General features: G+C 67.5%; 13 protein-coding genes and 4 pseudogenes. 11 read left to right on the forward strand and 6 right to left on the reverse strand.

Going from position 1 to position 18,579, the window contains the following annotated elements:
* The first annotated feature begins 2 nt into the window (after nucleotides 1-2).
* The 8 genes and pseudogenes from OL239_RS08360 to OL239_RS08395 all read left to right on the forward strand — a co-directional run bounded on the left by OL239_RS08360 (nucleotide 3) and on the right by OL239_RS08395 (nucleotide 9,509).
* Entirely contained in the window at nucleotides 3-758 is a 756-nt protein-coding gene (locus OL239_RS08360) for a YebC/PmpR family DNA-binding transcriptional regulator (protein ID WP_268911443.1), read from the forward strand.
* 4 nt (nucleotides 759-762) lie between these two features.
* Nucleotides 763-1,368 carry a crossover junction endodeoxyribonuclease RuvC gene (ruvC, locus tag OL239_RS08365; RefSeq protein ID WP_268911445.1) on the forward strand — a complete coding sequence of 202 codons (606 nt, stop codon included), beginning with the start codon at nucleotides 763-765 and terminating at the stop codon, nucleotides 1,366-1,368.
* A gap of 97 nt (nucleotides 1,369-1,465) precedes the next feature.
* Nucleotides 1,466-2,095, forward strand: coding sequence for a Holliday junction branch migration protein RuvA (gene ruvA / locus OL239_RS08370; RefSeq protein WP_268911446.1), 630 nt, complete (start codon nucleotides 1,466-1,468; stop codon nucleotides 2,093-2,095).
* A gap of 1 nt (nucleotide 2,096) precedes the next feature.
* Nucleotides 2,097-3,178: pseudogene (gene ruvB / locus OL239_RS08375) on the forward strand (Holliday junction branch migration DNA helicase RuvB).
* Between the two features lie 275 nt (nucleotides 3,179-3,453).
* Nucleotides 3,454-3,987 carry a preprotein translocase subunit YajC gene (gene yajC / locus OL239_RS08380; RefSeq protein ID WP_442864289.1) on the forward strand — a complete coding sequence of 178 codons (534 nt, stop codon included), beginning with the start codon at nucleotides 3,454-3,456 and terminating at the stop codon, nucleotides 3,985-3,987.
* A gap of 91 nt (nucleotides 3,988-4,078) precedes the next feature.
* Nucleotides 4,079-5,799 (forward strand): annotated as a pseudogene (secD, locus tag OL239_RS08385) (protein translocase subunit SecD).
* Nucleotides 5,796-6,848, forward strand: a complete 1,053-nt coding sequence (gene secF / locus OL239_RS08390; protein WP_442864254.1) for a protein translocase subunit SecF — start codon at nucleotides 5,796-5,798, stop codon at nucleotides 6,846-6,848. The pseudogene secD and the gene secF overlap by 4 nt, the downstream one beginning before the upstream one ends.
* Nucleotides 6,849-7,337: 489 nt before the next feature.
* Entirely contained in the window at nucleotides 7,338-9,509 is a 2,172-nt protein-coding gene (locus OL239_RS08395) for a RelA/SpoT family protein (RefSeq protein WP_268911449.1), read from the forward strand.
* Here OL239_RS08395 and OL239_RS08400 read toward each other — a convergent pair.
* The 3 genes and pseudogenes from OL239_RS08400 to OL239_RS08410 all read right to left on the reverse strand — a co-directional run bounded on the left by OL239_RS08400 (nucleotide 9,439) and on the right by OL239_RS08410 (nucleotide 12,578).
* The gene (locus OL239_RS08400) at nucleotides 9,439-10,053 is read right to left on the reverse strand and encodes a type IV toxin-antitoxin system AbiEi family antitoxin (protein WP_268911450.1); all 615 of its coding nucleotides are present in this window, start codon (nucleotides 10,051-10,053) and stop codon (nucleotides 9,439-9,441) included. The genes OL239_RS08395 and OL239_RS08400 overlap by 71 nt on opposite strands.
* A gap of 200 nt (nucleotides 10,054-10,253) precedes the next feature.
* A pseudogene (locus tag OL239_RS08405) lies at nucleotides 10,254-11,677 on the reverse strand (DUF349 domain-containing protein); the annotation flags it as partial.
* Nucleotides 11,678-11,738: 61 nt separating this feature from the next.
* Nucleotides 11,739-12,578, reverse strand: coding sequence for a peptidylprolyl isomerase (locus tag OL239_RS08410; RefSeq protein WP_268911451.1), 840 nt, complete (start codon nucleotides 12,576-12,578; stop codon nucleotides 11,739-11,741).
* A 187-nt stretch (nucleotides 12,579-12,765) separates the two neighbouring features.
* Here OL239_RS08410 and hisS point away from each other — a divergent pair, with 187 nt between their 5' ends.
* Nucleotides 12,766-14,157 (forward strand): histidine--tRNA ligase, encoded by a 1,392-nt coding sequence (gene hisS / locus OL239_RS08415; protein ID WP_268911452.1) that lies wholly within the window; start codon nucleotides 12,766-12,768, stop codon nucleotides 14,155-14,157.
* A 9-nt stretch (nucleotides 14,158-14,166) separates the two neighbouring features.
* Here the strand turns inward: hisS and OL239_RS08420 are convergent, their stop codons facing one another.
* Nucleotides 14,167-14,868, reverse strand: coding sequence for a response regulator (locus tag OL239_RS08420; RefSeq protein WP_268911453.1), 702 nt, complete (start codon nucleotides 14,866-14,868; stop codon nucleotides 14,167-14,169).
* The gene (locus OL239_RS08425; protein WP_268911454.1) at nucleotides 14,865-16,250 is read right to left on the reverse strand and encodes a sensor histidine kinase; all 1,386 of its coding nucleotides are present in this window, start codon (nucleotides 16,248-16,250) and stop codon (nucleotides 14,865-14,867) included. The genes OL239_RS08420 and OL239_RS08425 overlap by 4 nt, the downstream gene beginning before the upstream one ends.
* A gap of 123 nt (nucleotides 16,251-16,373) precedes the next feature.
* Between OL239_RS08425 and OL239_RS08430 the strand changes: the two are divergent.
* Nucleotides 16,374-17,398 (forward strand): annotated as a pseudogene (locus tag OL239_RS08430) (adenosine deaminase).
* A gap of 31 nt (nucleotides 17,399-17,429) precedes the next feature.
* Here the strand turns inward: OL239_RS08430 and OL239_RS08435 are convergent.
* On the reverse strand, nucleotides 17,430-18,446 hold the full coding sequence (locus OL239_RS08435) for a hypothetical protein (RefSeq protein WP_329609378.1): 1,017 nt from the start codon (nucleotides 18,444-18,446) through the stop codon (nucleotides 17,430-17,432).
* On the opposite strand from OL239_RS08435, the gene OL239_RS08440 reads away from it, so the two are divergent.
* The gene (locus OL239_RS08440; protein ID WP_268911835.1) at nucleotides 18,330-18,575 is read left to right on the forward strand and encodes a hypothetical protein; all 246 of its coding nucleotides are present in this window, start codon (nucleotides 18,330-18,332) and stop codon (nucleotides 18,573-18,575) included. The genes OL239_RS08435 and OL239_RS08440 overlap by 117 nt on opposite strands.
* Nucleotides 18,576-18,579: the final 4 nt, after the last annotated feature.

Below are 18,579 nucleotides of genomic sequence, written 5' to 3' on the forward strand. Positions count from 1 at the left end.
GCATGTCGGGCCACTCTAAATGGGCAACCACTAAGCACAAGAAGGCGGTCATTGACGCCAAGCGTGCCAAGTCGTTTGCCAAGCTGATCAAGAACATCGAAGTTGCGGCCCGCGCCGGCGGAGCGGACATGGCGGGAAACCCGGGCCTTGAGCTCGCCGTTGCCAAGGCCAAGAAGACCTCTGTCCCCATCGACAACATCAACCGTGCCGTCAAGCGCGGCGCGGGACTCCTGGGCGAGGCAGTCGACTACCAGACCATCATGTACGAGGGCTACGGTCCGCAGGGAACCGCCCTGTTGATCGAGTGCCTGACGGACAACAAGAACCGCGCCGCTTCCGAGGTCCGCCTGGCAGTCACCCGCAACGGCGGCAACATGGGCGATCCCGGTTCGGTGGCCTACATGTTTACCCGCAAGGGCGTGGTCACGCTGCCGAAGAAGGACCTCACCGAGGACGACCTCCTGATGGCAGTGCTCGACGCCGGCGCCGACGAGGTGAAGGAATCCGGAGACAACTTCGAGATTATCTCGGAAGCGGCGGACCTGCGCGCCGTCGTCGCCGCGCTGGAGGAAGCCGGCATCGAGTATGAGAGCGACGAAGCCGAATTCCTGCCGTCCATGCATGTGGAGCTGGAAGCGGACAGCGCCCGGAAGTTCCTGAAGCTCGTCGACGCGGTGGAGGACCTGGACGACGTCCAGAACGTGTACTCCAACGCCGACATTCCCGCAGAGGTCTTCGCCCAGCTCGAAGACGACTAAGCGGGTGGGCCTGCGCGTCCTGGGTGTCGACCCGGGCCTGACCCGGTGCGGGCTGGGCGTGGTCGACGTCGAACGCAACCGCCGCGCCACCCTGGTGGCTGTGGGCGTGGTCGGCACCGAGGCGGGAACCGCCCTGGACGGCAGGCTGCTCGTCATCTCCGACGCCATCGAGCTGTGGCTGGACACGCACAGACCGGATGTCCTCGCCGTGGAGCGGGTGTTCAGCCAGCTCAATGTGAGCACGGTCATGGGCACCGCCCAGGCCTCCGGCGTCGTGATTGCGGCCGCGGCGCGGCGGGGTATTCCGGTGGCCCTGCACACTCCGACCGAGGTCAAGGCGGCGGTCACGGGATCCGGCGGAGCCAACAAGGATGCCGTGGGAAAGATGGTCACCAAGATCCTCCGCCTGGCGGAACCGCCCAGGCCTGCCGACGCTGCCGACGCGCTGGCGCTGGCCATCACCCACGCGTGGCGGCGCGGTGTCGCCGGCCCGGGGCAAACGACGGCGGGATCAGCCTCCGGAGCCCGCGCGGTCCGCCGGCCGGCTGCTGCGGGCCTGACGCCGGCGCAGCGCCTGTGGGCCGAGGCCGAGGCCCGTGCCCGGCGCTGACCGGCGTGGGTCCGGCCGCGCGCCGGAACCGCGCAACACGCGCGGCACGCAGTAGGGTATTCGTAGATATGTTCTACACAGCCTCTGGAGTTTTGTCATGATCGCATCCCTGCGCGGGACTGTAACGCACGTCGGCCTGCACTCGGCGGTGATCGACGTCAACGGGATGGGGATGCTGGTGCAAGCTACGCCGCAGACACTCAGCTCCCTGCACGTGGGCCGTGAAGCCCTGGTGCAGACGGCGATGATCGTCCGCGAGGACTCCATGACCCTCTACGGGTTCACCGATGCAGACCAGCGCGAAGTGTTTGAAACACTGCTGAGCGTCAGCGGGGTCGGCCCCCGCATCGCCCTGGCCGTCCTGGCCGTCCACAGCCCCGAAGCGATCCGGATCGCCGCTTCCACCGGAGACGACAAAGCCTTTAGCAAGGTCTCCGGCATCGGTCCCAAGGGCGCCCGCCGCATTGTGCTGGAACTGGCGGACAAGCTGGTGCCGCTGGGCACGGCCGACAACCCGGCGGCCGCGCGCTGGCAGGACCAGGTCCTGGCGGCCATGACCGGCCTGGGCTGGTCGGAGAAGGACGCCGCCGCCGCCATCGACGCAGCCGTTGCCGAGGCTCCGGACACCGCCGCCGAGGGCAACGTGGGGGAGATCCTCAAGCTGACGCTGCGCCGCCTGGGCACCGACGGCTCCCGCGCACGTGCTCCCCGCCAGCAGGTGGGCTGACATGTCGGCACTGTCCGGCGACGGGCTGGTGGCCCCCACCGGAGACCCTGACGACAAAGCCATCGAAGCCGCCCTTCGGCCGAAGAATCTCGACGACTTCGTCGGCCAGAAGCGGGTGCGCGAGCAGCTGTCCCTGGTCCTGGAAGCCTCCCGTCTGCGCGGCCGCAGTGCCGACCACGTGCTGCTCTCGGGTCCTCCCGGCCTGGGCAAGACCACCCTGTCCATGATCATCGCCGCCGAGATGAACGCACCGCTGCGCATTTCCTCCGGCCCGGCCATCCAGCACGCCGGTGACCTCGCCGCGATCCTGTCCTCGCTCACTGAGGGCGAGGTGCTGTTCCTGGACGAAATTCACCGCATGTCCCGCCCGGCAGAGGAAATGCTCTACATGGCCATGGAAGATTTCCGGGTGGACATCATCGTGGGCAAGGAGCCGGAGCCACCGCCATTCCTCTGGACCTGCCGCCCTTCACGCTCGTGGGCGCCACCACGCGGGCCGGCCTGCTGCCGGGCCCGCTGCGCGACCGCTTCGGTTTCACGGGCCACTTGGAGTTCTATTCCACCGCCGAACTGGAACTGGTGCTGCGCCGCTCGGCGATGCTGATGGACATGAAGGTCAACTCCGCCGGATTTGCCGAAGTCGCAGGACGTTCCCGCGGTACTCCGCGCATCGCCAACCGCCTGCTGCGCCGGGTGCGGGACTGGGCCCTGGTGCACGGCGTGGACCAGATTGATGCCCGCACGGCCGGAGCTGCCCTGGACATGTACGAGGTGGACGCCCGCGGACTGGACCGGCTGGACCGCTCGGTGCTGCGCGCCCTGGTGACCAAGTTCAACGGGGGACCGGTTGGCCTGTCCACCCTGGCCATCGCCGTCGGGGAAGAACCGGAAACCGTGGAAACCGTTGCCGAACCGTACCTGGTCCGCGAAGGGCTGCTGGGCAGGACGCCGCGCGGACGGGTGGCCACCCGTGCAGCCTGGGAGCACCTGGGCCTGGAAATGCCCGAGCATGTTGCCGCGGGCCTGCCGGAGAACATGTTCTCCGGTCCCGGCACCAACACCTCAGGCGGCGGCGAAGCCTAGTTCCGGCCCGGCAGCGGTTCGTCCTTCCGGTCCGGACTTGAGGCTGCCGGTGCACGGAGGGACAATGAACAGGGAATCCGGAAAAGTACAACCCCGGCGGCAACTTTTCCGCCGCGGCGGACGTTTTACCTTTAGACTGGTCATTCGTTGGGCCGGGCCGCGCTGCCCGGTTACGCCAACGGATCAGGCAGCACCGGAACCGGTGACAGCCGTGCCAGCGTTACCTGCACATCAATTTCCAACAGAAACGGAACCACTCTGTGTTCTTAAACATCATGGCCCAGACCACCACGGAACAGGCCCCCGCCGGCTTCTCGTTCTCCAGCCTCCTGCTGCCGATCCTGCTGGCACTGTTCATCTTCATGATGTTCCGCAAGCAGAAGAAGACGCAGAAGACGGTCCAGGAGCAGCGGACCCAGATGGTGCCCGGAACCGAAGTCATGACCCAGTTCGGCCTGTTTGGAACGATTGTGTCGATCAACAGCGAAGAGAACAAAGCCGTCATGGAGCTTTCCCCCGGCAACACTGCCACGGTGCACCTGCAGGCTCTGACCAAGGTGGTCACGGCGCAGCCGGCCGCTGAGGAAGAGGCCCCGGTTATCCCGGACGACGCGTCGTCGCTCACCGCCGGTGACCGCAGCGGCGATGCCGCCCGTCCCGCCGGCGACCGCAGCGGCGATGCCGCCCGTCCCGCCGGCGCTGCGGCTGCCGGCGATGATCTGCCCGCCGACGAGTCGGCGGCGCGCGCCGATGAGACTCCCGAGGAAACGCTCGAGCGCCTGAACCGCGAAAACAAGAAAGAGAACTAGACTCTCCACGGGCCTGCGGAGGATGAGTCTCCGCAGGCTGGCCGGGGCCGACTACGCCTCCGGTGTCTCACCCCTGTAAGGACTACCCTCTATGCCTCGTACCGGCCCCGGCTCGGCCGCAAAAAGACGCTCCTCTGGTTGGGCGTCATTTTTGCTGCTCTGGCCCTTTTGCTCGGCGGCGGTTCCATGTGGAGCAATGCCAGCTGGACCCCAAAACTCGCCCTGGACCTTGAGGGCGGAACCGAAATGATCCTCGCCCCGCAGGTGCAGGGCGGCGCCGAGATCAGCCAGGAACAGCTGGACCAGGCCGTGGAAATCATCCGCCAGCGGGTGGACGGCAGCGGAGTATCCGAAGCCGAGATCACCACCCAGTCCGGGCGAAACGTCGTTGTTTCGCTGCCTGGCGTTCCGTCGGCTGAAACCCGTGAACTGATCCAGGCATCCGCAGCCATGGAATTCCGGCCGGTTATCACCGTCGGCGCGGCGTCCCCGGCGGCCGAGCCGCTGCCGGACGAGCAGCTGCCGGCCCCGACCGCCGAACCCGCCAACGCCTCCGACGACAACTGGATCACTCCGGAGCTGTACCGCGAATTCGAGAGCACGGACTGCCTGGACCCGGCCACCCTGGAAGCCTCGGTTGAGTCAGCTCCGGCCGACCAGCCGATGATTGCCTGTGAGCCGTCCGCCGGCGCCAAGTACATCCTGGGGCCCGTCGAAGTACCCGGCACCAACATTGAAACCGCCACGTTCGGACTGTCCCAGAGCGGACAGGGCGCCTCCATCAACGAGTGGGGCGTCAACATCGAATTCAACAGCGAGGGCACCCAGGTCTTCCGCGAGGTCACCGAGCGCCTCTTCGCCTTCCAGCAGGGCGACCCGCACAACCAGTTCGCCATTGTGCTGGACGGACAGGTCATTTCCGCTCCCACGGTCCAGGGCGTGATCACCGACGGCCAGCCGCGCATCACCGGACAGTTCACCCAGGAATCCGCCCAGGCCCTGTCCGAGCAGCTGAAGTACGGGGCCCTGCCAATCAGCTTCGACATCCAGAGCGAACAGCAGGTGTCCGCAACGCTGGGCACCGACCAGCTTCGGATGGGCGTTATTGCCGGCCTCATCGGGCTGGCGCTGGTGGCGGTCTACTCGCTCTTCCAGTACCGCGCCCTGGGCTTCGTCACCATCATCTCGCTGGTGGTGGCCGGCGTGCTGACCTATCTGGCCATCTGCCTGCTGGGCTGGTCGCAAAACTACCGGCTGTCCCTGGCCGGCGTCGCCGGTTTGATTGTAGCCATCGGCCAGACCGCCGACTCCTTCATCGTCTACTTCGAACGAATACGAGATGAGCTGCGCGACGGCCGCGGTCTGGTGGCGGCCGTGGACAACGGCTGGAAGCGTGCCAAGCGCACCGTCCTGGCGTCCAAGGCAGTGAACGTGCTGGCCGCCGTCGTGCTGTACTTCGTTGCCGTCGGCAACGTGCGCGGCTTCGCCTTCACCCTGGGCCTGACCGCGATCGCGGACCTCATTGTGGTGTTCATGTTCACCCATCCCACCATGGTGGCGCTGGCCAGGACGAAGTTCTTCGGCGAGGGCCACAAATGGTCCGGCCTGGACACAACCCGGCTGGGAGCCGTTCCGCTGTACCGCGGCGCCGGCCGCATCCGCGAACCCGGCGACGCGCCGGTGCGGACCAAAAACAAGGCAGCCTCCAGGGAAGCGGAGCGCCGCATGACCATTGCCGAACGGCGCCAGGCCGAGAAGCAGGAATCACTGGCCGGAACCGGCCGCAGCACAGAGAAGGAGGGCGGGGAATGAGCAAGCTGCCCAGATTTGCCACGTTCGGCAACGAGCTTTACACCGGCAAGCGTTCCTACCCGTTTGTGCCCAAGGCCAAGCTCTGGTTCCTGATCGCCGCGGTCGCCGTCGTTCTTTCCATCCTGATCCCGGTGGTCAAGGGCGGCTTTAACCTCGGCATCGATTTCCGCGGCGGGTCCGAGTTCACCGTCTCCGGTGCTGCCGGCACCGAGGTCAGCACCGGCGAGGAGGCCGTGGGGGAGATCGCCAGCGAAGCGAGGGTCATCAACATTGCCCCCGGCACCATGCGGGTGCAGACCGAACAGCTCAGCGACGACCAGACGCTGGAGGTCAAGGGCAACCTGGCCGAAGCCTACGGAGTCGACGACGAACAGGTCACTTCAACATTCATCGGCCCGCGCTGGGGCGAGGATGTCAGCCGGCAGGCACTGATCGGACTGGTGGTCTTCGTGGCGCTGGCCGCAGTGCTTATGGCGCTGTACTTCCGGACCTGGAAAATGTCCGTCGCCGCCATCACGGCGCTGCTGGTGGTCATGGTGACCACTGCGGGCCTCTACTCGCTCAGCGGGTTCGAGGTGACGCCGTCGGCCATTATTGGCTTCCTGACCGTGCTCAGCTACTCGTTGTACGACACGGTGGTGGTTTTCGACAAGGTCCGCGAAAACACCAAGAACCTGGACAAGAGCACCAAGCGCACGTTTATGGAGCAGGTGAACCTTGCGGTAAACCAAACCCTGGTCCGTTCCATCAACACCTCGGTGGTCGCAGTCCTGCCGGTGGCGTCCGTGCTGTTCATCGGCGCATTCCTGCTGGGGGCCGGCACGCTGAAGGACCTGTCCCTGGCACTGTTCATCGGCATCATCCTGGGAACCGTGGCGACCGTCTTCATTGCGGCTCCCATGTATGCCTGGCTGCGCCGCAACGAACCTGACATCGTGCGCCAAGCCAAGCGCGTGAAGGAACGCCGCGCACAGGAGGCCAAGGAGGCCGCGGCCGCGGCTCCTGCCGGAACCCCTTCGGGGGCGACGGAGGTCACCGCCACAAGCTGACCCGAAACCGGGTTCAGCGGCACAACGGTTCCGCAGGCCGGTCTGCGCGGGGGTTGCCCTGCTGCGCCCCGGGCTGCGGAACCGATGGTTCTAACCGGCGGCCGGTACGGCTTAGACTTGAACGGACGGCCAGTTCACCGGGCGTCCCGTGCGGGGAGGTGGAATCGCAATGGTGAAAAAGGCCGAATACGTCACAGAGAGGGCAGCAGTGGGCGAGAACGCGACACCGGCCGACAAGGCCGGCGCAGGAAGGGCCCCGGGAACACCTGCTCCGGCAGCACCCGGTGCTCCGGCTCCTGCTGCGCCCCGGACAGCGAGGGCCGCCAAACCGCGCGCCAGCCCCAGCCGGAGAAGGCAGCCGCGAAAGCGTCCGACGCTCCCGCTCCCGGTGATCCGAACGTCCCCGCCCGGCCGGTCCCGGGCCGCCGCACCTCCACCCGCGCCCGGCTGGCCCGGCTCGCCGGCCGCAGCAATCCGGGCTATTCGCCCATGCTCGAGCCGCTGCTGCGCACGGTCAGGGTCAACAACCCCAAAGAAGACCTTGACCTCATCCAGCGCGCCTACCTGGTAGCCGAACGCAGCCATGAGGGGCAGAAGCGCAAGAGCGGCGATCCCTACATCACGCATCCGGTGGCCGTCGCCACCATCCTGGCCGAACTCGGCATGACCGGAACCACGCTTGCCGCCGCACTGCTGCACGACACGGTCGAAGACACCAGCTACACCCTGGACGAGCTGCGCCGCCAGTTCGGCCCCGAAGTCGCGATGCTTGTTGACGGCGTGACCAAGCTGGACAAGGTGACGTTCGGTGACGCAGCGCAGTCTGAAACAGTGCGCAAGATGGTCGTGGCCATGGCCAAGGACATCCGTGTCCTGGTCATCAAGCTCGCTGACCGGCTGCACAATGCCCGCACCTGGCGCTTCGTATCGCAGGAATCCTCCGCCCGCAAAGCACGCGAAACCCTCGAGATTTTCGCTCCGCTCGCGCACCGCCTCGGGATGAACACGATTAAGTGGGAGCTGGAGGACCTCTCCTTCGCGGCGCTGCACCCCAAGGTGTATGACGAAATTGTCCGCATGGTCGGAGACCGCACCCCTGAACGCGAGAAGTACCTTTCCACCGTCCGCACGCAGATCGCCGACGACCTGCATGCGGTGAAAATCAAGGCCACCATCACCGGCCGCCCCAAGCACTACTACTCCATCTACCAAAAGATGATTGTCCGGGGCAAAGACTTCGACGATATCCACGACCTGATGGGCGTGCGCGTGCTTGTCGATTCGGTCCGCGACTGCTATGCGACCCTCGGGGCCCTGCATGCGCGGTGGAACCCCCTTCCGGGGCGGTTCAAGGACTACATCGCGATGCCCAAGTTCAACATGTACCAGTCACTGCACACCACGGTGATCGGCCCCGGCGGAAAGCCGGTGGAGATCCAGATCCGCACCCACGACATGCACCGCCGGGCGGAGTACGGCGTGGCCGCACACTGGAAGTACAAGGACGGCTCGAAAACGCCTGCCGGCTCCGAAAACAACGACATGGGCTGGCTGCGTTCGCTGGTGGACTGGCAGCAGGAAACGTCGGATCCGGACGAGTTCCTGGATTCGCTGCGCTTCGAGATCAACGCCCGCGAAGTCTTCGTCTTTACGCCCAAGGGTGAGGTCATGGCCCTTCCCGCCGGATCCACGCCCGTGGACTTCGCCTACGCCGTCCACACCGAAGTGGGTCACCGGACCATCGGGGCGCGCGTCAACGGAAAGCTCGTGCCGCTGAACAGTGAGCTTCAGCACGGTGACTGGGTGGAGATCTTCACTTCCAAGGCCGAAGGTGCCGGTCCGAGCCAGGACTGGCAGGGCTTCGTCAAGAGCCCCCGGGCACGGAACAAGATCCGCCAGTGGTTCACCAAGGAACGCCGCGAAGAGGCCATCGACAAGGGCAAGGACCTGCTGACCCGCGGCATGCGGAAGCAGAACCTGCCGCTGCAGCGGCTGATGACGCACGATGCGCTGGTGGCGGTGGCCCAGGAGCTCCACCACCAGGACATATCGGCGCTCTACGCGGCGGTGGGCGACGGCCACACATCGGCGCAGAACGTCATCGAGCATCTGGTCTCGCTCATGGGCGGGCACCAGGGGGCCGAAGAGGACCTGGCGGAAACGCCGGTGTCGACGGCGGCCCGCCGGCCCAAGTTCTCCGATTCCGGTGTCACGGTCCGCGGCGTGGGCGACGTTTGGGTCAAGCTGGCCCGCTGCTGCACACCGGTTCCGCCGGATCCCATCATCGGCTTCGTCACCCGCGGCTCCGGCGTTTCGGTGCACCGCAGCGACTGCCGGAACGTTTCCGAACTCATGGACCAGCCCGACCGCATCGTGCCGGTGGACTGGGCGCCCACGCAGTCGTCGGTGTTCCTGGTCGAAATCCAGGTGGAGGCCCTGGACCGCAAGAGCCTGCTGTCCGACGTCACGCGGGTGCTCTCCGAGAACCACGTGAACATTCTGTCGGCGAGCGTCAATACCTCGAGCGACCGGGTGGCCATGTCAAAATTCGTGTTTGAGATGGGCGATCCAAAGTACCTGGACCATATCCTCAGCGCGGTGCGGAAAATCGACGGCGTCTTCGACGTATACCGCACCACCGGGTCCCAGCGCCGGGTCTAGCCGGCTGCCGGGCCCGGCCGGGGCCCAGGGCGGCGTCCGCCGCCAGCTGCAGGGCGGCATCCACGCACTGCAGGGCCGCCGCTTTTCCCGGCAGCCGGACCTGGGACTCGAGGTGGCTGCGGACGTCCCCAAGCGGACAGCGCAGCACCGGGTCGGTGCCGAGGGCCAGCACGGCATCAACGGCAGGTCTTCCGGTGCCGTGGCGTGCGATGTCCACCGCGGTCCGCAGGGGAGTGGTGACGGTAACGCCGGCGATGTCCATGCCCTCCGCCGGGCCCAGCTGCACTTCGTGCAGGACGGCGGCGGTGAAGGGCGGCAGGGCGGTGGTGCGGCGGGCATGGTCGACCAGCAGCTGCAGCTGCCGCGGCGCCGGCGCGCAGCCGTAAATCCAAGCGGCGGTGAAGCGGCCCAGCACGGTCCGCTCCCGCAGCCGCTCCGTCATGCAGTGTCCTGCCGCGAGGGCCCGGCACACCGGATCCGGTTCAATGTCCCACCGGACATACGTGTGCGCGTACACCTGCTTCAGCAGCCCGTCGGCGGCCATGGCCTGCAGCTCGACGGCGGAGAAATCGCCTCCCGCGGTAAAAATGGCGCCGCCGGTGGAAGTGACTGTCGGCAGCACACCGGGGTAGGGGAACAGTGTTGCCGCCATGCATCCACTTTTGCCCATGTCCGGATTAAGCGAAAGACCCCGCCGGCCCGTTGTGGAAAACGTGCCGGCGGGGCCTTCAGGCCGCGGTGCTGGGAGAAGTCCTGAGCCGATTTCTGCAGCATGGCCAGCCACTGCTGGCGGGCTTCAAGTGCTTCCCGGGCGTCCGCGGTCTTCTTCGCGTTGCCGGCCTTCTCGGCGGTCGCCAGGTCCTCTTCCAGCGAAGCAATGGTGGCTTCAAGCTGGCTCAGGGCACTGTTGGTGCGGGCCTTGGTTTCCGGGTTGCTCTTCTGCCAGTGCTCGTCTTCGGCAGCTTTGACGACTTCCTCGACCTTGCGGATGCCCGCTTCCATCCGTCCCATGTCCGCGCGCGGAACCTTGCCGGCGTCCTCCCAGCGGTCACGGATCGAGTTCAGCGCTTTGCGGGCGGCGGTGAGGTCGCGCACCGGAAGGATGCCCTGGGCTTCCTTCAGCAGTTCCTCCTTGACCGTCAGGTTGGCGGCGAACTCTTCGTCGATGACCTCGTTGGCGGCCTGGCGTGCGGCGAAGAACGTGTCCTGGGCGGCACGGAAGCGCGCCCAGAGAGCGTCGTCATCCTTGCGGCTGGCCCGCTTGGAAGCTTTCCACTCGTCCATCAGCTGACGGTACTCGGCGGCGGTGCTGCCCCAGTCAGTGGAGGTGGCCAGCTCCTCGGCGCGCGCGATCAGCGCTTCCTTGGCACGCTTGGCCGCGGAATTCTCGCTGTCCAGCTGCGAGAAGTAGGCGCGGCGGTGACGGTCAAAGACGGTGCGGGCGGAACGGAACCGCTTCCACAGGCTGTCTTCATTGCTGCGGCCCAGGCGCGGACCGTTCTTCTGCGCCGCCTTCCAGGCCTCGAACAGCTCGTTCATCCGGTTGCTGCTGGTCTTCCACTGGATGGTGGCGGGATCCTTGGCGGCAATCTCCTCGGCCTCGGCCACGATGGCTTCCGGGCTGCGAGCTCGCGGGCTTTGACGGCTTCAGCTTCGGCGCGCTCCGCGGCCTCGGCTTCCTTGATGCTGGTGCGCAGGGTTTCGATCTGTGCATCGAGAGCCAGCACGTCACCGACCATCTTGCGTTCGGCCACCTGCTCGCCAAGGTGCTTCAGGGTCTTGAGCATGTCGGTGGTGGGTGCCTTGGCCTGCACCCGGGCTTCCAGCAGCGCAAGCTGGCTGGCGACGTCGTCGTACTTGCGCACGAAATAGGCCAGGGCCTCGTCGCGGCTGGCGTCCGGATACTGGCCGACCGGGAATTCCTCGCCGTTGACGATGAGGAAAACGTGGCCGTCCTCCTCGACCCGGGCAAAGCGGGCCGCTTCCTCAAGCGACGTTGAATGCACAGGCGGAGCCGCAACTACGGGCTTGGGCGCCGCCTGCGCCGGGCTGCCGGGCGCAGGGGCCGGATGCCGGGCAGCGAAAGCCGCCGGGCTGGGCGCCGCGGGCCGCTGCGTGTCGGGAGCCTCCGGGGCGGGCCGGGAAACTGTTTCGTCGGATTTCTGACTGTCTGTCACCGCTAAAAGTCTTTCACTCGAGGTTTGGCAGTGTGCGAGCCCGCGCTGCCATTTACTTCAGGGTAAACGAGTCTATCGTCACCGGGGTTTTCGGCTGGCCGTCCGCAGTTTCCGCACCGTCCTTCACAGCTCCCTGCGCGGCGACCGATTCCAGAACATCCAGCCCTGAGGTTAGCTTACCCATGATCGTGTAGCCGCCCGCATCCTGCGGAAGAATCGAGTCCTTGTAAACGAGGAAGAACTGTGTGCCGTGGCTGTCCGTGGTGGCCGCCCGGGCCACTGCGACGGACCCCGCCGGATACACGCCGTCGGCCGGCGTGTTTTCAACGGGACCCCACTGGTAGCCGGGCTGTCCGGCGCCGTCACCGTTCAGGGATCCGCACTGCAGGATGCCCATGGTCTCCGCCGTGGTCAGCCGGTGGCACGTTTTCCCGGCAAAGAACCCGGAATCCGCCAGTGATTTAAACACTGCAACCGCCTGCGGGGCCACGGTGCCGTCGAGTTCGACGCCGAGATCCCCGGCGCTGGTGGCCAGCGTTCCGGAAAAGACCCGGCCCTCGGCCAGCGACTTGTCCGGGATTTCCGCGGGTGCTGCGGCCGGTGTCCCGGACGGCCCGGGGGCGGGCTCATCGGCGTCGCCGGGTGTGGGTTCGGCGGATGAACCGGCGGCGGCCGCCTGCTGCTCGATGAGCCGGGTCTCCTCCGGCGTGGGATTGGAGGAAAACCACGTCACCTGCAGCGCCAGTGCAAGCGCGAGGGCCAGGGCAGCGGCGGCGCCGGCAAAGAGGTTGTCCCGCGTCCGGCGCCCGGCCTGCGCCTGCTCCAGTCCGCGCCTGGCCTTGATCCGGGCGATGCGCCGCCGGGTTTCGCGGTCTTGTCGGGTCGCGGCCACGGGTTTTCCTCTCGGAGCGTGCGGACATCGGCGGGCGTGCCGGCAGCGCCGGCACGGAGGCGGCGGTGCATCCGGTTCGCCTTGGCGCGCGCGGAAGACCTAAAATGAGTGCCGCACTTAGTTTAGGCACCCGGCAGGCCATTTCCCTGCAGCGGACTGCCCCCATCCGTAGAAGGAGCTCGCCCGCATGGCACGCAAGGCCTCACTGTCCGGTTTCCCCGAATGGCTACCGCAGGAGCGTCTCGTCGAACTCCACGTCCTGGACGTCCTGCGGCGCACCTTCGAACTGCACGGGTTCACGAACATTGAAACGCGCGCGGTGGAAACCGTGGGACAGCTGCTGCGCAAGGGCGAGATCGACAAGGAAGTCTACGCACTGAGCCGGCTGCAGGCGGAGGAAGGGGAAGCCTCCGGCAAACAGGATCCCCATCAGCTGGCACTCCACTTTGACCTGACCGTCCCCTTCGCGCGCTACGTCGTGGAGAACGCCGGGCACCTGGCGTTCCCCTTCCGCCGGTACCAGATCCAGAAGGTCTGGCGCGGAGAGCGTCCGCAGGAGGGCCGGGCCCGCGAATTCACCCAGGCGGACATTGATGTGGTGGGCGACGGCGAACTTCCCTTCCGGTACGACGTCGAGTTGGCGCTGGTGATCGCCGAGGCGCTGGGCGCCCTGCCCATTCCCGATTTCAAGATCCGGGTCAACAACCGCAAACTGGCCGAAGGCTTCTACCGGGGCATGGGGCTGGAAGACACCGCCGGCGTCCTGCGCAGCATCGACAAGCTGGAGAAGATCGGCGCTGCCCGTGTTGCCGAACTGCTGCAGGAGGAGCTGGGCGCCACGCCCGGGCAGGCCGAGGCGGCCCTGAAGCTGGCCTCCATCCGGGCCGAAGACCTCTCCTTCGCGGAGCAGGTGCGCGCCCTGGGCGTCAGCAATGAACTCGTCGAAGAAGGCCTGGACGAGCTGTCCCAGGTCATCGGTGAAGCCGTGAAGCGGGCTCCGGGCAAGGTGGTGGCTGACCTGAGCATCGCCCGCGGCCTGGACTACTACACCGGCACCGTGTACGAAACGGTGCTGGTGGGCCACGAGTCGCTCGGATCGATCTGCTCCGGCGGGCGCTACGATTCCCTGGCCGCCAAGGGCAGCCGGACCTTCCCCGGCGTCGGCCTGTCCATCGGCGTGACCCGGCTGGTCATGCGCATCCTGAGCCAGAACTTTGCCGAGTCCAGCCGCAGCGTGCCCACCGCCGTCCTGGTGGCCCTCGCCAATGACGATTCTTGGTCCGCAGCGCAGGACATCGCAGCAGAACTGCGGGGCCGCGGCATTTCCGTGGAAGTTGCCGCGAAGGCGGAGAAGTTCGGCAAGCAGATCAAGTACGCTGACCGCCGCGGCATTCCGTTTGTCTGGTTCACCGCCGAAGACGGCAGCCACGAGGTCAAGGACATCCGTTCCGGCGAGCAGGTACCGGCCGATCCGCAGACCTGGACGCCGCCCGCTGAGGACCTTCTTCCGCAGGTCACCCGGGCCGCCGCTCCCGGGAGTAGCCCGGCGCATCAGCGCCGCCGCGCTCCCGGGGAGTAGCCCGGCGCATCAGGCGCCGCCGCGCTCCCGAAAAGCAATGGCAGCCTGGACCCTGGACTGCACCCCCAGCTTCGCCAGGACCCGTGACACGTGGGTCTTCACGGTTGTTTCGGCAATCGCCAGGCGGCGGGCAATCTGCCGGTTGGACAATCCTTCGCCCAGGCAGGCCAGGACAGCCTCTTCGCGGGCGGTCAGCGCCTCGCCCGGCAGGCCGGGGCCTGCGGCTGCATCCGCGGATCCGGGCACCGCGGAGCCGGGCACCGGGGGACGGGGCCCGGCAACGAACGCCGCGATCAGGGTCCCTGTCACCTCGGGCGACAGCACGCTGTCGCCGCCGGCCAGGGACCGGACCGCCCGCACCAGTTCGGCCGGTTCCACTGATTTCAGCACGAAGCCCGCTGCGCCGGCCCGCAGCGCCCCGAACACATAGTCATCCAGATCGAACGTGGTCAGCACCAGCACTGCGGAGAGCGCTTCGGTGACGATCTGCGTGGTGGCTGCGATTCCGTCGGTTCCGGGCATGCGGATATCCATCAGCGTCACGTCCGGCCGCAGCGCGCGGGCCATTGTCACTGCCGTGGCACCGTCGGCCGCCTCACCCGCAATGTCAAAGCCGCCCGCTGTTTCCAGGATCATGCGCAGACCGGTCCGGATGGCGGCGTGGTCATCGGCCAGGAGGATCCGGAGCGGAGCTTCCGCCGGCCCGGTCACTGGGCTCCGTCCAGAGGCAGCCGGACTTTTACCTGCCAGGTGTCCGCGGGGGCGTCCGGCCGCGCAGGGCCGCTTCCGCCGTCGTCGTCCCGGGTCCTGCCGGCACTGAACACGCCGGAGAGCTGGGCCGTGCGCAGCGCCATATTGCGCAGGCCGGTGCCGTTGCCGCCGGGCGCTGTTCCGCCGGATGTTCCGGCCGGGCCTGGACGGCCCGCCGCGTCCGCTGCGGCGGGCAGGCTGTTGCTGACGGTGAGCTGTACCTCTCCGGCCTCCTGCCGCAGCACCACCTTCACCGGCTCGCCCGGGGCATGCCGAACGGCATTGGTCAGCGATTCCTGCACGATCCGAAAGATGCTGCTCTGCAGCAGGACCGGAAGCTCCGGATCGGCGTCAAGCGTCAGCTCCGCCGGGTTGCCCGCCAGCCGCGCCGATTCGGTCAGCGACCGCAGCTGCTCCAACCCGCCGGCCATCGGCACCCGGCCGGCAAAAGGTGAAACGGCCACAGGGTTTGCCCCGGCGGCGGAAGGTCCGCTGCCGCGGGACTGCAGAAGCTCGATCATGGCGCGCATCTCCTCCAGCGCGTGGACGCTCTCGCTGCGCACCTGCGCCAGTACCTGCCGGTCCAGCGCACTGTCGGCGGCTGACAGCGCGGCCGCTGACTGGAGCGCGACGGCGGACAAACGGCCGGCAATGGCATCATGCAGTTCACGGGCCATCGCTGCGCGCTCGGAGGCCAGTGCCACCTGGAGGGACAGCTCAGCCATTTCCGCCGCCCGCTCCGCGTTCAGCCGTTCGGTTTCCGCGCGGGTCCTTTCCTGCTCGGCGCGGTCGGCCTGCCGGCGCAGGGTTCCGGCCCACCACAGGGGCATGAGGCAGGTGAGGGTCGCCTGCACAACGCCCACCAGGAGGAAGGCCCAGTCGCGGTGGACCGCGCTAACGGCGGCCACTATGAAGGCAGCGGTGGCCAGGGCGGCTTTTTCCAGTGCACGGCTGAGCCGGGGCGAGCCGAACAGGATGCCGGAGTAGAAGAATTCGAAGAGCAGCAGGTAGTTGATGAGCCCGGCGCCGGTCAGGACGCCCGCGGCGATGGCAGTACCGGTCACGGCGAGCATGAGGGACACGCGGCGGCGCCGAAACAGGGTTCCGGCGCACCCCAGAACCAGGATCGCGAACCATACGGGGACGGGCGCCTCCAGCACCGGAGGCAGCATGTCAAGGGAGTTGACCCCGGCCGCTTTCAGCACGAGACCCGCCGCAAGGTAGGCAGCGGCGGTGGCGGCGCCCGTAGGCCAGATTCCGCTGCCCCACGAATCCAGGGCGCCGGCCCGGCCCGCTTCCGCCGCGGAACTTTCGGCGGTGTCGGGCGTCGGGGGAGGCAGCATGAGTCCAGAGTAGCGACCGTTGCGGGCCGTCCGCCGCGCCTGCAGCCCGGAGTCCTCCCAAATGATGAGGACCGGCTGCCGGCCCCGCGGACGGGAGGGCCCGCCGGGACCTAGGCTTAAACCATGTCGACTTCCCCTGCCGCAGCCCTGCTGCCCTGCGCCGAACTCCACCTGCACATTGAAGGAACCCTGGAACCTGAACTGATTTTTGAACTCGCCGCCCGGAACGGCCTTTCGCTTCCCTACGCGGATCTCGCGGAGCTGCGCGCCCGGTACGAGTTCACGGATCTGAAGTCCTTCCTGGACCTGTACTACGCCAACATGGAGGTGCTGCGGACCGAGGCCGACTTTGCGGACATGACCCGCTCCTATCTGCGCAGGGCCGCCGCCGCCGGCGTCCGGCACGTGGAAATGATGGTCGATCCGCAGGCGCACCTGCTCCGCGGTGTTCCGCTGGAAACCTGCATTCACGGTGTTGCCGGCGTGCTGGCCGGCAGCCTGGAGGAGTTCGGGGTGTCGTCCGAACTGATCGCCGCGTTCCTGCGGGACCGTCCCGTTGCCGAAGCCGAAGACGTGCTGCGGCAGCTGGTGGCCATGGAGGCGCCGATTGTGGGGATCGGGCTGGACTCCGCGGAAGTGGGCAACCCGCCCGAGGGCTTTATCGAGCTGTACCGGATGGCCCGGGATGCCGGCCTCAAGTGTGTGGCCCATGCCGGGGAAGAAGGCCCGTCGCATTACATCGAGCAGGCCCTGGACCTGCTGCTGGTGGACCGGATCGACCACGGTATCCGCTGCCTGGACGATCCGGCCCTGGTGGAGCGCCTCGTGCGTGACCGGATTCCCCTGACCATCTGCCCGCTCTCCAACGTCCGGCTGCGGTCGGTGGACACGCTGGCAGACCATCCGCTGCCGCAGATGCTGGCCCGGGGCTCAACGTATCGGTGAACTCTGATGATCCGGCGTATTTCGGCGGTTACATTGACGATAATTTCCGGCTCCTGCAGCACACCTTCGACCTGTCTGTGGAGCAGCTCGCGGAACTGGCGGTTAATTCCGTGGAAGCGTCCTTCGCTCCGCCGGCCCGCCGCGCCGAACTGCTGGACCTGATCCGGTCCTGGCACAGCGCACAGGACGGGGCGCGTCCGTAGCGTTCCCGCGGCTCCTACTGTGCCGCCGCTGCTACTGCGGTTCGCCCGGGCCTGACAGGCCGGCGGGCGCGCCCGGATCCTTCGGGCGGCGCACCGTCAGCCGCACGACGAGCCCGGACAACAGCACGATCAGCATCAGCAGAATGGCAAACGGCGGCAGGCTCAGGGCCGTCACCAGGGCTCCGGCCAGGCCGGCGAGGTTCACGGCCCGGGGCGTGAACCAGCGGCGCTGGTCCAGGGCATAGCCGCACAGATTGGTGATGGCCGCGTGTAATAACAGCCCAAAGCAGGCCAGGGCCAGCAGCGTGACCAGTTCCGCCGTCAGCACCAGGACGACGACGGCGGCGCCCGCCGCGGCTGCGGCCGGCCACGGTACCTGCCGGGACCCGCCGGTGCGGCCGAACAGCCGCGGAAGGTCGCCGTCGCCGGCCATGGCTCCGGCCGTCCGGGCCGTTCCTTCGACCAGTACCCATACCCCCGACAGGGCCGCCGCCGCGGCGGCAACGGCAACGGCTCCGGTGCCGATGCCCAGCCCCACCACGGCCACCGGCTCCCGCAGCGGAGCCGGCGACTGTGCCAGCGCGCCGGCTTCGGAGAACCATGCCAGCAGCGACTGCCCCACCAGGATGTACAGGCCCAGAGTGACCAGGACCGCCGCTGGAAGCACCCGGGGAATGAGGCGGTCAGGTTCCCGGACCCGAAAGCCCATGGCGGCCAGCCGGGCGTACCCGGCGAACGCGAAGTACGCGAAGCCCGCCCCCTGCAGCAGCCCTGCCGTCGGCGTGGCGTCCTCGAGGACCCCGGCGGCGGGGGCTGCCCGCCGGCTTCGTTGAACGCAACCACGACGGAAAAGCCCAGCACCGCGATGACGAAGGCCAGCACGAAACGGATCACCCAGGTGCCGCGGGGTACACCGAAGAGGTTCAGGGCGGTGCCCGCTGCTGCCGCCGCGGCCGCTCCCGCCCGTGCGTACTCCGGCACCGCATACAGGCCGAAGGCCAGCGCCAGCACCGCGGCCGAAGGCACCAGGGCACACAGCAGGGTCCACCCGGTGAAAAACCCCATGTACGGCCCCAGCAGGACCCGGGCCGCCGAGCGCGTTGTTCCGCCTTCATTGGTGTGGCCCGAGTTGCGCAGCCCCGCGCTGAGCAGGAACGTGGACGCCGCCGAACAGTAGGCCA

This window comes from Arthrobacter sp. ATA002 (assembly GCF_026898095.1).
Lineage (GTDB): Bacteria > Actinomycetota > Actinomycetes > Actinomycetales > Micrococcaceae > Arthrobacter_B.

Coding starts and splice junctions, on each gene's coding strand:
- OL239_RS08360 (WP_268911443.1), top strand. CDS start 3: ATGTCGGGCCACTCTAAATGGGCAACCACTAAGCACAAGAAGGCGGTC.
- ruvA (WP_268911446.1), top strand. CDS start 1,466: ATGATCGCATCCCTGCGCGGGACTGTAACGCACGTCGGCCTGCACTCG.
- yajC (WP_442864289.1), top strand. CDS start 3,454: ATGGCCCAGACCACCACGGAACAGGCCCCCGCCGGCTTCTCGTTCTCC.
- secF (WP_442864254.1), top strand. CDS start 5,796: ATGAGCAAGCTGCCCAGATTTGCCACGTTCGGCAACGAGCTTTACACC.
- OL239_RS08395 (WP_268911449.1), top strand. CDS start 7,338: ATGCTCGAGCCGCTGCTGCGCACGGTCAGGGTCAACAACCCCAAAGAA.
- OL239_RS08400 (WP_268911450.1), bottom strand. CDS start 10,053: ATGGCCGCCGACGGGCTGCTGAAGCAGGTGTACGCGCACACGTATGTC.
- hisS (WP_268911452.1), top strand. CDS start 12,766: ATGGCACGCAAGGCCTCACTGTCCGGTTTCCCCGAATGGCTACCGCAG.
- OL239_RS08425 (WP_268911454.1), bottom strand. CDS start 16,250: ATGCTGCCTCCCCCGACGCCCGACACCGCCGAAAGTTCCGCGGCGGAA.